Raw genomic sequence first — 14433 nt, 5'->3', positions numbered from 1 at the left:
GTTCAAAAGAGGTTGACAAAGACGGAATATTTGTTATATATACCCAGTTAAAAAATCTTTTGCAACATTTCTGCTGATCCAACGTTTATTAGGGTATAAACAAGTTTGAGAATATTTCGGCAGGGTAAATAAAGAGTGTAGACTCACGCCGTGTAAGATTACGCCAAGGGGGAAATTCATAATGTTAAAAAACAAAAACGTCTACCTGCTTCCTGTTCTGGTCCTGTTGTTCCTTTCCCTCGTGACTACGGCAAGCACAACCATAAAAACCGCTGATGCTAAGAGCGAGGGGTCAACCCAGCATCTGACGGTGTATATACATTCCTTAGAGAATCATAACGGTCAGACGACCCTTACCGGGGATGAGATCGAATGGTATGAAGGTGCAGCCGCCGACGCGGTCTTCGCCCAGCGGGAGCCGGAATCCGCAGCCGAAATCGGCGGTGCCCCGGACGGTTACTATATCGTGAACGACAGCGACACGCTGACCACTTATACGGTAGCTCCGGATGCCAAGGTCACCATGCAGATCTATGACCGCACCGGCAAGCTCGAAGACCTGGATATTAACTGGAACGAATCGCTCACGCTGAAGCAGTTCATTCATGAATTCGCCAAGACGGATGTATTCGATCTAAGCGGTTCGCCTTATCACCTCACGATCAAGGATGGCCAAATTGTATCGATCGTGCAGCAGTACACTCCATAAGGAGCTGCTATCTTAATCCCTTCCATAAAATAACCTCAAGCCATAGCCTGTTGCCCAGCAGCGGTTGTGGCTTTTTTGTTGACTATTACTCTCAGGCAACCAGAAAAAACTCTTTGCGAAAAGGCGTACCGCCCTCCGCAAAGAGTTTCAAGTGAAGTCAAAGCGCTGATGTATTCAGCTATGTATTAGGTTTAATATCCATTAATTCAATGGGCGTTTGGACAGTTACTCCCAGCTTCAAAAAATCTTTAACGTTAAGCGTTATCACATGAGCAGGCGTAATTGCTTTGGCATGTGCTGCTAAATAAGCATCCACAAAATCGATTCCTTTTTTGCTAAACTGATCCAAGGCTTCTTCGATAACTGCCTTTTCTTCACACTCAATCCCTTTTAAATTAATAAATGAAGTTAAGGCTTCCTTCACTTGCGCTTTCTTTACATTAAATTGTTTACCCATCAGTACAAAAACACATTCACTAACAATAATCGGAGAAACTTTAAGCATATATTCACCTTCGGCAGCTGCTGTAATCAACTGCCGGGCTTGAGGTGAAAAATCCTTATTGGTTCGTAAAGCATAAATAATAATATTGGTATCAATCCAAATTTCCGTTTTCTTCCTTGTCAACTTCTGTTCCCTCCATCAGTATGGCTGCTATCCATAATTATTCCTGCCCTCTCCTCTCTGGCTGAATCCAGATCCAGCTGAAAGTTGTCGTTGTCTCCTGGCTGATCAAATATTCCGAATAGCTCCTCTGCCGTAAGTAAAGAAATAGGCTCTACTCTAATCTCACCTTTGGCATTTAAGATAAACCGAAGCTGATCCCCTTCTTTCAGCCCAAGCTGCTTCATGATTTTTGCAGGGAAAGTTATTTGTCCAGCTCTACTAATTGTTGATTTCGCTTCTATGGTTGAAGGTTTTAGAACTGTGGTAGGCATTTTTTTTCGTTCCTTTCCTGTTCCGTTTTCAATTAGATTCTCGTCCATGATTGACCCCCTTATTATATTCCTTGATAAAACATTTAACAAGTAATTTTACCGAATAAGTATTTTATGTTTCTCAAGTATTTATTTTATTCAAACAAATTCAAAAAAATACCCCCTCACAGTATTCCCTATAATTAAAATTTTCAGGAATACAGATATCTAACCTTTTCACACATATTCAATCCTATCACTATTTACCCCCAAGCCCTTTATCTATAAGCTTAAATATAGGATATTCATCCAGCAGTAACCCTACAGAATCCATAGGAATGAGGATACAAAATGACAATTACACCCCATCAGCCTCTGGCGGCCCCGATTCAGGGTAAGTTCTTGTACGAGGAATACCGCATGGACCAGGTCCGTGTGTCCGATCCGTATATCGCGAACGCCTTTGCCAAGGAGATCGAATATCTGACCAGCTATGATCCAGACCGCCTGCTGGCGGGCTTCCGCGAGAACCGGGGACTGCCGAAGCGTGCCGACAAATATCCCGGCTGGGAGAACACGGAGATCCGCGGACACACGCTGGGCCACTATCTGTCGGCGCTGTCCCAGGCCTATGCATGTACCCGGGATGACGGGCTGGCGCTCCGGCTGAACTATCTCCTGGAAGAGTTGGCCCTGTGCCAGCATGAGAGCGGTTACCTGTCCGCGTTCGAGGAACGCCTTTTCGATCATGTAGAGAACAAGCAGCCGGCCTGGGTCCCCTGGTATACGATGCACAAAATCATCGCCGGACTCACCGCGTCCTACTCTGCCACCGGCAGCAAAACGGCCTATGCCCTGGCGGATAAGCTCGGTGACTGGGTCTACCGCCGCACAGCCTCCTGGTCTGACGAGGTTCATCAGCGTGTATTATCGGTGGAATACGGCGGGATGAATGACTGCCTGTACGACTTGTACAGAATCACCGGAAAAGCAGGCCATTTAAGCGCCGCACATAGCTTTGACGAGCTGACGCTGTTCACTCCTGTCCATGAGGGCAAGGATATTCTCAAGAGCAAGCACGCCAATACCACGATTCCGAAATTCCTCGGTGCGCTGAACCGTTACCGGACGCTTGGGAAGAGCGAAGCCTTTTATCTGGAAGCGGCGGTGCAGTTCTGGGAGATGGTTGTCCATCATCATAGCTACATTACCGGAGGGAACAGCGAATGGGAGCACTTCGGTGATCCGGATATGCTGGACCGGGAACGCTCCAACTTCACAGCGGAGACCTGCAACACCTACAATATGCTCAAGCTGACCCGCGAGCTGTTCAAAATCACGGGCGATATCCGTTACGCCGACTTCTATGAGAACACCTACCTGAATGCTATTGTGTCCTCACAACACCCGCATACAGGGATGACGATGTACTTCCAGCCGATGGCGACCGGGTATTTCAAGGTCTACAGCTCGCCGTTTGAGCATTTCTGGTGCTGTACGGGAACCGGCATGGAGAGCTTCACCAAGCTGAATGACAGCTTGTATTTCCATGATGCGGCCAGCATAGTGGTCAACCAGTACCTTAGCTCTACCCTGGATTCTGCCGCGCACGGCCTGATGCTGATCCAGTCGGCCAATCTGCCTTATAGCGATATTGTAGAGTTCAAGATCTCAGTGATGCAGCCCCAGGCTCAGTCCACCACGCTGAAGCTTCGTCTGCCGGATTGGCTGGCTGGAGAACCTGAGCTTCTATTGAATGGGCAGCCTGTGAACTCAGCGGTCAGTGAAGGTTACCTGTTGGCGAGCAGAGTATGGGAAGACGGCGACACGCTTCAGCTCAAGCTGCCGATGAAGCTGACACATTTCAGCCTGCCGGATGCCCGCCAGGTGGTCGCGTTCAAGTATGGGCCGGTGGTGCTGAGCGCCGCTCTGGGCCAGAGTGACCTGTCCGTGTCTGCTACAGGAGTGGCTGTAAGTGTCCCGACCCGCAACATGCTGGTGAAGGACTTCATCACGACGGTGAACGAGAGCCCGCAGGAGTGGCTGGCGCAGCTTGCGGACCGCGCAGTCCGGCTGGAGCAGGATGAACTTGCCTTTGCACTGCGGGGAACGGATGAGGATCAGCGGCTGGTCTTCACCCCGCATTATAAGCAGCATAGTGAGCGTTACGGCATCTACTGGCGTCTGGTCGAGACCGATTCGGCTGAGCTGCAGAAGCATATTTTACAAGGCAAAATCAGGCAGCGTGTGCAGGATGCTACCTTGGACAGCCTGCCTGTCGGCAATGACCAGTATGAGCTGGAGCATGGCATTGAGGGAGAAAACACCTCTGTAGCCACCTGGGACGGATATAACATCCGCAAAGCGGAGAACGGCGGCTGGTTCAGCTACCGGATGAAGGTGGCACCGCGCACGGACAACTACCTCTCGGTCACTTATTTCTCAGGAAATAATGGTAAGAAAATAGCGATTTATGTAGACGGGGAGCGGATTGCGAGCGAGGTGCTGCATACGGATGAAGCCCGCAGCTTCTACGAGCGGAGTTATCTGATTCCTGCTGAAGCGGTTGGCGGCAAGACTGAGGTAGAAGTCAAGTTCGTGGTTCCGGAGAAGGAAAATGGCATCTTCGACCTGCTGCGCATGATGACCGGTTATGATCACAATGCTGGACTGCGCCAGCTCGCCTTCAGTGAAGGAACACTGTCTACTTCCTTCAGCAGCGGCATAACCACGTATAGTCTGAGCGTTCCGCATACGGCAAGCCAGGTGCAACTGAACGTTACACCACACCATCACAATGCCCTGGTCTATGCAGACGGGATTCTGATTGAGGATTCACTCCCGCGCGAGATCAAGCTGCCACATAGCCGCACTGAGGTGAAGCTCACGGTTAAGGCGGAGGATCATGTTACGGTGCAGGAATATAAGCTTCAGATTGTGAAAGAATAACAATTGGCATAATGCAATACACTGTTCCACTCAAGGGTTATCTCGGATGCAGCTTCTGCTGTATTCAAGATAGCCCTTATTTGATATGGTAATAGAATAAGACTATTTCCACAACGAGGGGGATTATGACATGACTGCATTCACACTGCTGGTAGATAAGCCGGTACATCTGGAGATGACCGGCAAATTCGTGGCCCCCTCGGCGGAGTGGATTCACTTAAGCCGGATTTTGCAGGATTATGAGCTGATAGTTATGACCGAAGGCGTGCTCTACCTGGCGGGTGACAACCAGCAGTTCACCGTCTCCAAAGGCGAGTTCCTGCTCCTGCCTCCGCTTACCAGACAATACGGGTACAAGTCTTCAGACTGTAGCTTTTATTGGCTGCATTTTCATGCTGCGAACGGTAGTCAGACTGCGGGCCCCCCTCCGTCAAACGACGACAAGGAAGAATATGTAATTCACCTGCCTCAATACGGAACCCTGCGGAATGTCGAGAAAATCATCGTCATGATGAAGCAGCTCCAGGACTCGGTGCGGAGCTACAATCAGACGGTGCTGGGCAACTATATGTCTACCGTTATTCTGTGCGAGCTGTACAGCCAGACCCTGCCAACCGATGCCGATCCGTTCAAAAGAACCAAGCAGGAGCAGCTCTACAACGATATTGTAGATTACATCAAATGGAGCCGCAGCGAGCATATTAAGGTATCACAGATCGCCGCCTATTTCGGCTATAACGAGAAGTATCTCTCCCATCTGTTCACCGTCATCTCCGGGATCTCCCTGAAGCAATATATTCTGCAGCAGAAAATGGAGCTGGCGAAATTCCTGCTGACCGACACCAACCAGAACGTCAGCGAAGTGTCATTGCAGCTAGGCTATAAGGATTGCCATAATTTCATGAAATCGTTCAAAAAAATTGTCGGCCTCACTCCCACCGAGTTCCGCAACGCTTATGCCAAGCGCCTGCTGTTCTATGAATGAGCGTGAGAGCATCCGCCAGCTCCTGCCTATTCTTCGTTCCCTCCACAGCCTACCCAGAGACTAACGATTTCTCTGGAATAGGCTGTGGATATTTTTTTGAGAGCATAATGAACTTTCCGGGCGGCTACGCACTCTTATCTGTGAAAGGGGTGAGCACATGAATATAAGCCGTCTTGTCAGAGCCGCACAGCGCGGTAACAAAGAAGCATTATTAGAACTAATCCTAGCCGAACAGGACGCTTATTATCGTCTTGCCTATAGCTACATGAGGAATGAGCATGACGCGATGGATGTAATGGAGGATATGATCGTGACGCTCTATGAGAAGCTGGAGCAACTGAAGAAGAGCGAGGCCTTCTACAGCTGGAGCAAAACCATTCTGGTCAACCGCTGCAAAACGGTCCTCCGCAACCAGAACCGGTTCGTTCCCCTGGAGGAGGAAGAGGCGCCGGAGCCTGCAATGGAGGCATGGACTGCAACTAACCCGTACCGCGATACCGAATCTGAAATGGATCTGTCCGTCCTGCTCGCGCATCTGAATCCCCGGCAGCGGGAAGCGATTGAACTGCGTTATGTTCACGATCTGCCGTATCAGACCATTGCCGATATCACCGAAGCGCCGGTCGGCACGATTAAGTCCAGAATTTCGCAGGGAATACAGAAACTAAAAGCTATGATTGGAGGTGACCGTTATGAGAACGATCGAGGAGAGATTACAGGAGCATCAGCAGACCATGACGCCGTCAGAACTTGAAGGCAGATTGCGTAAAGCGCTGGAGCAGGCTCCGGCTAGACGGAAATCACGGGCTGGACGGACACGGACCTGGGTGGCTACAGCAGCAGCAGCCATGTTACTTACAGTAGGGGTCTATCAGTATCCTGCGCTGGCTTATTATGGCGGGAAGTTGTTCAGTCAGACTGATCTGAATACAGTGAACTTCGCTCAAGTGGTTAAGCAGGGTTATGGACAAGCGGTCAACCAAAGCAAAACACTTAAGGACGGGACCGTCTTCACCGTCAAAGGTGTGATTGCAGACGATAATAATCTGCTGATGCTTTACAGTATACAGCTTCCGGCCGGCCGAGTGTTTGATGAGACGGCCTTCTCGAATTACTCCTTCAATAATATTAAAGGCTTGTTTACTGACTCTGATCCTATCGGAGGCGGCGGAGATTACAGCCCGGACAGGACCCGGTACGAGGGTGTTTACAAATTTGAGCCGGTCAGCCCTTTTTCCAGAAATTTAACCGTGAATTTCAATGCAAAGCTGACAAGCGGAGAACTGGTTCAATTCCCTATCTCTTTCAAATATGACCCGAATCTTGCTATGAAAAGCCTGCTCGTTGCGGATATTGACCAGGCTGTACCGGTGGATCAGGGAACCGTCTACTATGACACGATTACGGCTTCTCCTACGTCAACCATCGTAAAGGGTCATTATAAGATGGATAATGGAGAAAATCCAAGATTCTCTGCTGTAACCAAACTGTATGTGAATGGGACGGAAATGAATTCCAGGTCGATGCGGGGTACGAATTCCAGCAAAAAGGGAACCCCGGAATTTATAATTGAATACGATGTGCTGCCAACAGACAAGCTGCAAAGTGTTGAACTTGTACTGGATAATTTCAGCGGATATCAAAAGGTCGGGCAGCCGATCCCGCTGGCCTCACCCTCAGATCACTCCGTTACGGTCGGCCAGGAGAAGCTCTGGATTCGCAGCGTCTCCCGGACTGCTGACGGCTATGATATTGTGGTCGCCGGGAAGCAGTTCACTATGCTGGATAAGGATACTTTGGCGGTTCAAGCCGGAGGAGCCGCCGTTCCCGTCAGTTCGATATCCGATTCCCGCCCGTGGGACCTCAAGAACGGCAATATCCTCTGGGAACGCACATATTCCTTCCAGACCACAGAGAAGCCGGAATTCCTGGAGATGGACGGCTTCCACTATATTAAGTTCTATAGACACACTATTCCGGTTCCTCTAGGGGAAAAGTAAGGGCATTCGTGCAGAATAAAGCACTAGCGAACAGCCAGCTCGGAAATCCTGCAAGGAATGCAACAATGCAACTCATTAGACGCCAGTCACGCCAACATCCTGCACAAATTGCAACAATGCACTTCAATAGAAGCGGCCTATGCGAAAATCCTGCACTAAATGCAACAATGTAGCCCAAACTAGCACCGAATTGATGAAATTCCTGCAAAAAGTGCAGCAATGTGCCTCAGCCAGTAACAAGTGTAGAAAATTCCTGCAATAAGTGCAACAATGTAGCTCAATAGAAGCTGCCAGCGCGGAAGTCCTGCACAAACTGCAACCGTAAGGTACAGTTACAGCCCCACTGTTCCTATATCCTATTCCGCAGCTCAGCACCAAAAAAAACCCGCTCCCCTTCAAAGGGTTGCGGGACTTTTGGCATTTCACTCTATGCAGCCGATAGCCCACCTTCGGAGCGGCCTTCAACGGAACTCCGCAGTTCAGCGTGCTATCCCACTCTATTCCCGACTGAATTCTGCCCTACTCCCTGCCATCCCTCACCGGCACGCCGAAGTCCGGCGTGCCGTCCGCGTTCCAGCGCAGGCGCTGGGCACGGGTGTGGCGGTTCGGGTCGTAAAGCGGGTCGCCGGTGATCTCCTTATAGTTGCGGGCATGGTAGATCAGCACATCCTCACCGTGCTCATCCACAGTGAAGCTGTTATGGCCCGGGCCGTATTGCCCATTCTCCTCACTAGTCTGGAACACCGGATCCGGATGCTTGGTCCAGGATGCGGCGTCCAGCAGATCGCTGTCCCCGTCTGCGGTAAGCAGCCCCATGCAGTAGTTATGGTCGGTAGCGCTGGCCGAGAAGCTCATGAAGATCCGGCCGCCCCGCTTCAGCACGGCAGCACCCTCGTTTACCTTGAAGCCGATGACCTCCCAAGGATACTCCGGCGTTGAGATCATGGTCTGCGGCCCCTTAAGGGTCCAGCCGTTCTCCATGGCCGAGATATACAGATTGGAGTTCCCGTCAATGTCAGGGTCCTTTTGCGCCCATACGTAGTAATGCACACCCTTATGCTCGAACACTGTAGCGTCCAGGGCGAAGGATTCCCAGGCGGTTCTCACCTGTCCCTTCTCGGTCCACTCCCCTTCCAGCGGATTGGCCGAAGTATTCTCCAGGGCGTACATCCGGTGGTCGAACAGTCCTTCCTTCGTTTCGGTGGTCCGGGCGGCAGCGAAATAAATATACCATTTGCCGTCGATGTAGTGGATTTCGGGTGCCCAGATATTGGCGCTGAGCGGGCCGCTCTCATATTTGCGCCAGGCGACTACCGGCTGTGCTTCCCGAAGTCCCTCAATCGTTAACGCTCTGCGTACTTCAATCCGGTCGTACTCAGGCACGGAAGCGGTGAAATAGTAATAGCCGTCGGTATGCTTGTATACCCAGGGATCTGCACGCTGTTCGACAAGCGGATTAGTGTACTCTCTATTTGTATTCATTATGGTTTCTCCTTTGGTCTTGAACTGGTGGCTGGCGGTGCTCAGCCGGTAATTTGGTATTCCGGAGGAAGGGTCAGCCCTTCACTCCGGAGATGGCAACAGATTCAATAATTTGCTTTTGGAAAACAAGGAAGATAATCAGCATCGGCAGCAGGGCAATAATCGAAGCCGCCATAATCAGCGGATAGTCCGTCTGGATCGCATAGGTCGCATTGAAGTTGGCGATAACCAGCTGGAGGGTCTGCTTCTCCGGTGAATTCAGATAGATAATCGGAGACAGGTAGTCGTTCCAGATGCCCATGAACCACAGGATCAGCTGCGCTGCAACCGCCGGCTTGATCAGCGGGAAGGTAATCGAGCTGTACAGGCGGAAGTACGAGCTTCCGTCGATTTTGGCCGCTTCGATAATGGCATTCGGCACACTGCTCAGATACTGCCGCAGGAAGAAGATCATGACGATATTGCCGAACAAGCCCGGCACGATCAGCGGCAGCAGCGTATCAATCCAGCCCAGCTTCGAGAACATGAAGAACTGCGGAATCATGACTGCCGGATACGGAATCATCAGGGATGACAGCATCAGCAGGAATATTTTATTTTTACCAGGAAACCGCAATTTAGCAAACGAAAACGCCGCAAGACTGGAGGTGAACGTACCCACGATCGTTACTGTGACGGCGATAATCAAGCTGTTCTTGATCCCGCTCAGGAGCGGACCCGCTTCCCAGATCTCACTATATTTATCGAAATGGAACGGCCGCGGAATCCACACCGGAGGCAGGGCGAACACATCCTGCTTATCCTTGAATGAGGTGGACAGCATCCAGAGCAACGGGCCGATCATGAACACCGCGCCGATTAAAAGTAGAACAAAGATAATGCTATGCGTAACTCTTCTTCTGCTCGTCATATTTATGGTCTCCTCCCTCTTCAGTTAATCGACATCGAACGATTGCTTCTCGTTCATTCGGAATTGGATAAGAGTCACAACAAATATGAACACGCCGAGGAATACCGCCATAGCAGAGGCATAGCCCATCTGGAAGTTGCCGAAGGCTTTTTGCCAAATGTAGAACACCACGGAGGCTGAAGCATATTCAGGCCCGCCTGTAGGGGTCATAATGTTCATCTCGGTAAAAATTTGCGATCCTCCAATAATGTTGGTCACGATGATGAAAAAGGTTACCGGGCGCACCATCGGCCAGGTGATATGCCAGAAGGACTTGAAGCCGCTGGCTCCGTCCAGCTCTGCCGCTTCATAATAAGATCTGGAGACACTCTGCAGCGCCGCCAGATAGAGCAGCATCGTATACCCGAGGCCCTTCCATACCGCCATAATGATCAGCGCCGGCTTAACCGTATATTTATTCGCCATCCAGTTCGGCCCGCTGATTCCGAAGAGATCAAGGAACTGGTTGACGAGACCATAATCACCGTTATAGGCCCAGTTCCACATGATCGATACTGCGGCCAGAGAAGAAATGACCGGAACATAATAGATGACCCGGAACGCTGTAGTCCCGGGCACACCCCGGTTAAGCCCAAGCGCCAGCAGCAGCGCCAGCGTAATGCCGATCGGAATGCCAAGCATCATAAACAAAGTATTGAATAAGGCCTTATGGAACAGCTCATCCGACCACAGATCCTTGAAGTTGCCGAGGCCGATGAAGTTCATCTGGCCGAGCCCATCCCAATCCGTGAATGAGCCATAGATCGAATAGATCATCGGATACAACGTAAAAATCAGCAGTCCCAGCAGCGGAGGCAGGATAAACAGAAATCCGTAGATTTTCTCCTTGCGGTACAGACCCAGCTTAGTGTTCATTAGAATCACCTCAAATTCGGATAGTCTATAACTTTCCCCACAAAGTGATGCATCAGCTCCGATGAGTATTCAGATACTTTGCGGGGTCCTCAAAATATATACAAGTTCATCTCAGAATAAAGTGATGCCGGCCCGCTGTTACAGGAGACCGGACATCACTTTGTATGCTGGATAAGAACGATGCGTACCGCTTATTTCTTGGATTTCGCCTCTTGCTCGACCGCTTTATCCAGCAGCTTCTGCATCTTAGGCTGTTCCGTCTTCACATACTCCTCAGGGGTAACCTTGCCGTCAAGCACTGGCTGGATGTCCGTGTAGAACAGGTTATACCATTCAGCATTGTACGTGTAGTGGCCAGGCAGAACCCGTCCATATTCATTCACGACCTGGAGGAATTCTTCCTTGTTCGCCGGTTTGGTCGTAGTATCAGCAGCCCATTCCTTAGCCATATCCATCAGGTTCGGAATTTGCACCTTAGCCTTCACCAGCGCTTCCATTCCCTCCTTGGAGGCCGTCAGATAGTTGATCAGATCCACGGCTTCATCGGGATGCTTGGTTTTGGCGGAAGCACCGATACCGAGTGAGCCGGTCCATGTGGCGGATTTGCCTGTAGAGCCGGCAGGATATGGAATCAGGTCATAATCGAAGGGAAGCTTCTCGTAAGTGCTCATATCCCAAGGACCTACAGGGAAGAAGGCCATTTCACCTTTCATCCAGCGCTGGTAGGTATCCAGAGTCTGAGCTTGTTCTGTGGATGGCGTAATTCCGTATTTAAGCTGCATGTCAGTGAAAAATTGCAGGGCTTCGATAAACTTCGGGTCATCTATAGTAACCTTGGTCTTGGTAGCATCCAACCAGTCCGCCCCGTTGCTCCAGACGAAGGAAGGCAAGGCCCACTGCACGTTGAAGCCTGCGCCGAATTGATCCAGCTTGCCGTCCCCGTCCTTATCAATCGTCAGCTGCTGGGCGACTTTGATGAATTCATCCCAGGTGTACGGTTTGTCTTTGTCCGGCAGCGGGATACCCGCAGCTTCGAACATAGTCTTGTTATAGCCGAGTGCAAAAGGGCCTACGTCCTTGGGCATCCCGTACAGATTGCCTTGCCCTGCCATGGTGCCGTCGTAACGGTACAGATCCACGCCATATTTCCAGATGTTATTCAAATCAATGTTAGGGTTCTTCTCCACATAGCTGGTCAGGTCCAGCAGCACGCCGCTGTTCACATACGCCTTCAGGTCACCGGATTCAAAATAGAAAACGTCCGGAACGCTGTTCCCGGTAATAGAGGCCTTCAGCTTAGTCGCATATTGATCTGCCGCAGTCACAACGATCTTAACCTTGACGTTCGGATGATCGGCTTCATATTTTTTCACTACACCCTCATAAGCCTTCTGCTCATCGGTTCCCCCGCGGAACATAAAGGTAAGATTCTTGGTTTCCTTGGAATCCTTGCTCCCGGCATTCGCCGTAGCTTCGCTTCCGCTATTGCCCCCGGACGATGCATTGTTCTTCCCGCCGCAGCCTGTAAGTACAACCGATACCATCAGAACTAACGACAGCAGTGTGAACCAGCCCTTTTTCTTTAACACTGTAACCCCTCCTAGGATTTGCTGAGCAATTCGATTGATACAATCTATATAGAAGAACTAGGGAACCTCACCGGCTCTGTTAGTTCAAGCTACCGCATGATGTACTATATTTCACACTTTAATCAAATAATTGAGAAACAATTGAATGTATTCGCTTACAGGTATAAAATAGCATATATAAAGCGGAGTGTAAATATAAAAGTATAAATCTTTTTAAATAAATTCAAACTAAACGTTGTTTATTGTCTTTTTACTGAAAAAAATCATTTAATATTGACTTAACCGCGCATTAACTATTCATATTTATTTAAAACAAACAGCCTTAAACTTTTGCTTTTAACTTAAATTTAATCGTTTTCTACAAATAAAGGCAGAATACTTTCCTTTTAGGGTGGGTTAGTTTATAATTTTATAAAATAGTTTCGATTCTCATGACCTCAGTGGAAGAAGGTATTCTAAATATGATTTATATTAAAGATCTGATGAGCGGGATTGATATCTTCAAGGCGCTCAGCTCGGAAATCCGCATCCAGATTCTTGAGCTGCTGGCGACCAATCAGGCCCTGAATCTCAACGAAATTGCCAAGAAGCTGAATCTCAGCAACGGGGCCATCACAATGCATATCAAGAAGCTGGAGGAGAGCGGCTTAATTGAGATTAATACGGCCGTAGGCAAGCACGGAATTCAAAAGGTCTGCTACCTGAATAAAGATAAGCTGATGGTGGATCTGCGCAGCAAGGATGTCGATAATCTGTACGAGGTCGAGATTCAGGTGGGCCATTACAGTAATTATCAGGCCGTTCCAACCTGCGGTCTGGCCACCAAGGACAGCATCATCGGGGACTTCGACGAGCCGCGTTACTTCGCCGATCCCCAGCGGATCGATTCCGAGATTATCTGGATGGCCGAAGGCTTCCTGGAGTACCGCATCCCTAACTATCTCAAAGCCAACCAGACCTTCCGGGAAATCCAGTTCTCCATGGAGATCGGCTCCGAGGCTCCCGGGTTCAGCGACAATTACCCCTCGGATCTGTACTTCTATGTGAACGGAATTGAAATCGGCTTCTGGACCAGCCCCGGGGACTTCGGCGATGCACGCGGCACCTTCAACCCGGACTGGTGGCCACCCCACCTTAACCAGTATGGCATGCTGAAGCTGATCCGCATTAACCAGGAGGGCAGCTTCATTGACGGCTGCCGCATCTCAGACATTACCCTTGACGACATCAAGCTGGATTACAAAAGCGAGCTGACCTTCCGCATTGCCGTCACCGACAAGCCGGTTAACAAACGCGGCTTGACCATTTACGGCAAGCACTTCGGCAATTACAGCCAGGATCTGCTGGCGCGTGTGCTCTATAATGTGCATGAGGTCGAAGATCCGGCCGGCCGGCCGGCGACCACCGCAGGAGTGGCTGATTGACTGTTTATGACAGATAGCCGCCTCCCTGCCGCCGCTGGCATAAACTCTAAGTATAATTGTTCCCTCCGTAACCCACACTAACGAATGTCTTTCAAACTACCGTGAGGGAGTGTTTCGAATGCGTGAAGGGATGATACCCGCCGTACTGGGGACCGTAGTTACTGCTTCGAGTGCAGCTTTTCTGGGGAGCAGATATAAGATCGCGGCAACCGGCATTCTTGGATTTGGTCTGGCGCATATTGTACTCGGCACCATCGATTTGTTCGAACACCGGTAAGCCTGCTTGAAAGATGACCGGACCGTATCCTTCGGATAGGGTCCGGTTTGCTATGTCATGCAAGCAGGAACGGCTACACACCTCGCGCCTGCATCTATGTACCTCAGCAGCGCCGAATGTATGCTGTTTTTCACATACATTTGGTCCATGTACCTCAGTTGCGCCGATTGTATGCTGTTTTCCACATACATTTGGTCCATGTACCTCAGTCGCGCCGAATGTATGCTGTTTTTGACATACATTTGGTCCATACACCTCAGTTGTGCTGATTGTAT

Annotated in this window: 13 protein-coding genes; 7 read left to right on the top strand and 6 right to left on the bottom strand. The window is 50.0% G+C overall.

Annotation, left to right across the window (positions count from 1 at the left end; translation table 11 throughout):
* Positions 1–181: 181 nt before the first annotated feature.
* Positions 182–709: a hypothetical protein gene (locus J2Z70_RS26500; RefSeq protein ID WP_209878139.1), complete on the top strand. Its 528-nt coding sequence runs from the start codon at positions 182–184 to the stop codon at positions 707–709.
* A 178-nt stretch (positions 710–887) separates the two neighbouring features.
* On the opposite strand, the gene J2Z70_RS26495 is transcribed toward J2Z70_RS26500, so the two are convergent.
* Together J2Z70_RS26495 and J2Z70_RS26490 are read right to left on the bottom strand one after the other, a co-directional pair.
* Positions 888–1337: a type II toxin-antitoxin system VapC family toxin gene (locus J2Z70_RS26495; protein WP_209878136.1), complete on the bottom strand. Its 450-nt coding sequence runs from the start codon at positions 1335–1337 to the stop codon at positions 888–890.
* A complete protein-coding gene (locus J2Z70_RS26490) occupies positions 1334–1696 on the bottom strand; it encodes an AbrB/MazE/SpoVT family DNA-binding domain-containing protein (protein ID WP_209878134.1) in 363 nt (120 codons plus the stop codon). Before J2Z70_RS26490 ends, J2Z70_RS26495 begins: the two co-directional genes overlap by 4 nt.
* Positions 1697–1978: 282 nt before the next feature.
* Between J2Z70_RS26490 and J2Z70_RS26485 the strand changes: the two genes are divergently transcribed.
* The 4 genes from J2Z70_RS26485 to J2Z70_RS26470 all read left to right on the top strand — a co-directional run bounded on the left by J2Z70_RS26485 (position 1979) and on the right by J2Z70_RS26470 (position 7561).
* On the top strand, positions 1979–4576 hold the full coding sequence (locus tag J2Z70_RS26485; protein ID WP_209878132.1) for a beta-L-arabinofuranosidase domain-containing protein: 2598 nt from the start codon (positions 1979–1981) through the stop codon (positions 4574–4576).
* 130 nt (positions 4577–4706) lie between these two features.
* A complete protein-coding gene (locus J2Z70_RS26480; RefSeq protein ID WP_209878130.1) occupies positions 4707–5561 on the top strand; it encodes an AraC family transcriptional regulator in 855 nt (284 codons plus the stop codon).
* Between the two features lie 157 nt (positions 5562–5718).
* Positions 5719–6315 carry a sigma-70 family RNA polymerase sigma factor gene (locus J2Z70_RS26475; RefSeq protein ID WP_209878128.1) on the top strand — a complete coding sequence of 199 codons (597 nt, stop codon included), beginning with the start codon at positions 5719–5721 and terminating at the stop codon, positions 6313–6315.
* Positions 6254–7561 carry a DUF4179 domain-containing protein gene (locus J2Z70_RS26470; RefSeq protein WP_209878125.1) on the top strand — a complete coding sequence of 436 codons (1308 nt, stop codon included), beginning with the start codon at positions 6254–6256 and terminating at the stop codon, positions 7559–7561. The genes J2Z70_RS26475 and J2Z70_RS26470 overlap by 62 nt, the downstream gene beginning before the upstream one ends.
* A gap of 519 nt (positions 7562–8080) precedes the next feature.
* Here the strand turns inward: J2Z70_RS26470 and J2Z70_RS26465 are convergent.
* The 4 genes from J2Z70_RS26465 to J2Z70_RS26450 form a co-directional block, all read right to left on the bottom strand.
* A complete protein-coding gene (locus tag J2Z70_RS26465; RefSeq protein ID WP_209878123.1) occupies positions 8081–9043 on the bottom strand; it encodes a glycoside hydrolase family 43 protein in 963 nt (320 codons plus the stop codon).
* A 73-nt stretch (positions 9044–9116) separates the two neighbouring features.
* Positions 9117–9953: a carbohydrate ABC transporter permease gene (locus J2Z70_RS26460; RefSeq protein WP_076155496.1), complete on the bottom strand. Its 837-nt coding sequence runs from the start codon at positions 9951–9953 to the stop codon at positions 9117–9119.
* A gap of 24 nt (positions 9954–9977) precedes the next feature.
* Positions 9978–10868, bottom strand: coding sequence for a carbohydrate ABC transporter permease (locus J2Z70_RS26455; protein ID WP_036725691.1), 891 nt, complete (start codon positions 10866–10868; stop codon positions 9978–9980).
* A 191-nt stretch (positions 10869–11059) separates the two neighbouring features.
* On the bottom strand, positions 11060–12457 hold the full coding sequence (locus J2Z70_RS26450) for an ABC transporter substrate-binding protein (protein ID WP_036725692.1): 1398 nt from the start codon (positions 12455–12457) through the stop codon (positions 11060–11062).
* A 461-nt stretch (positions 12458–12918) separates the two neighbouring features.
* Between J2Z70_RS26450 and J2Z70_RS26445 the strand changes: the two genes are divergently transcribed.
* Both J2Z70_RS26445 and J2Z70_RS26440 read left to right on the top strand, forming a co-directional pair.
* Positions 12919–13881 (top strand): ArsR/SmtB family transcription factor, encoded by a 963-nt coding sequence (locus J2Z70_RS26445; RefSeq protein WP_209878121.1) that lies wholly within the window; start codon positions 12919–12921, stop codon positions 13879–13881.
* A gap of 118 nt (positions 13882–13999) precedes the next feature.
* Positions 14000–14158: a hypothetical protein gene (locus J2Z70_RS26440; RefSeq protein ID WP_036725695.1), complete on the top strand. Its 159-nt coding sequence runs from the start codon at positions 14000–14002 to the stop codon at positions 14156–14158.
* Positions 14159–14433: the final 275 nt, after the last annotated feature.

The organism is Paenibacillus silagei (assembly GCF_017874735.1).
Lineage (GTDB): Bacteria > Bacillota > Bacilli > Paenibacillales > Paenibacillaceae > Paenibacillus_AQ > Paenibacillus_AQ silagei.
The sequence above is the reverse complement of the archived record's forward strand: the minus strand, read 5'-3'. Positions and strand labels throughout refer to the sequence as shown.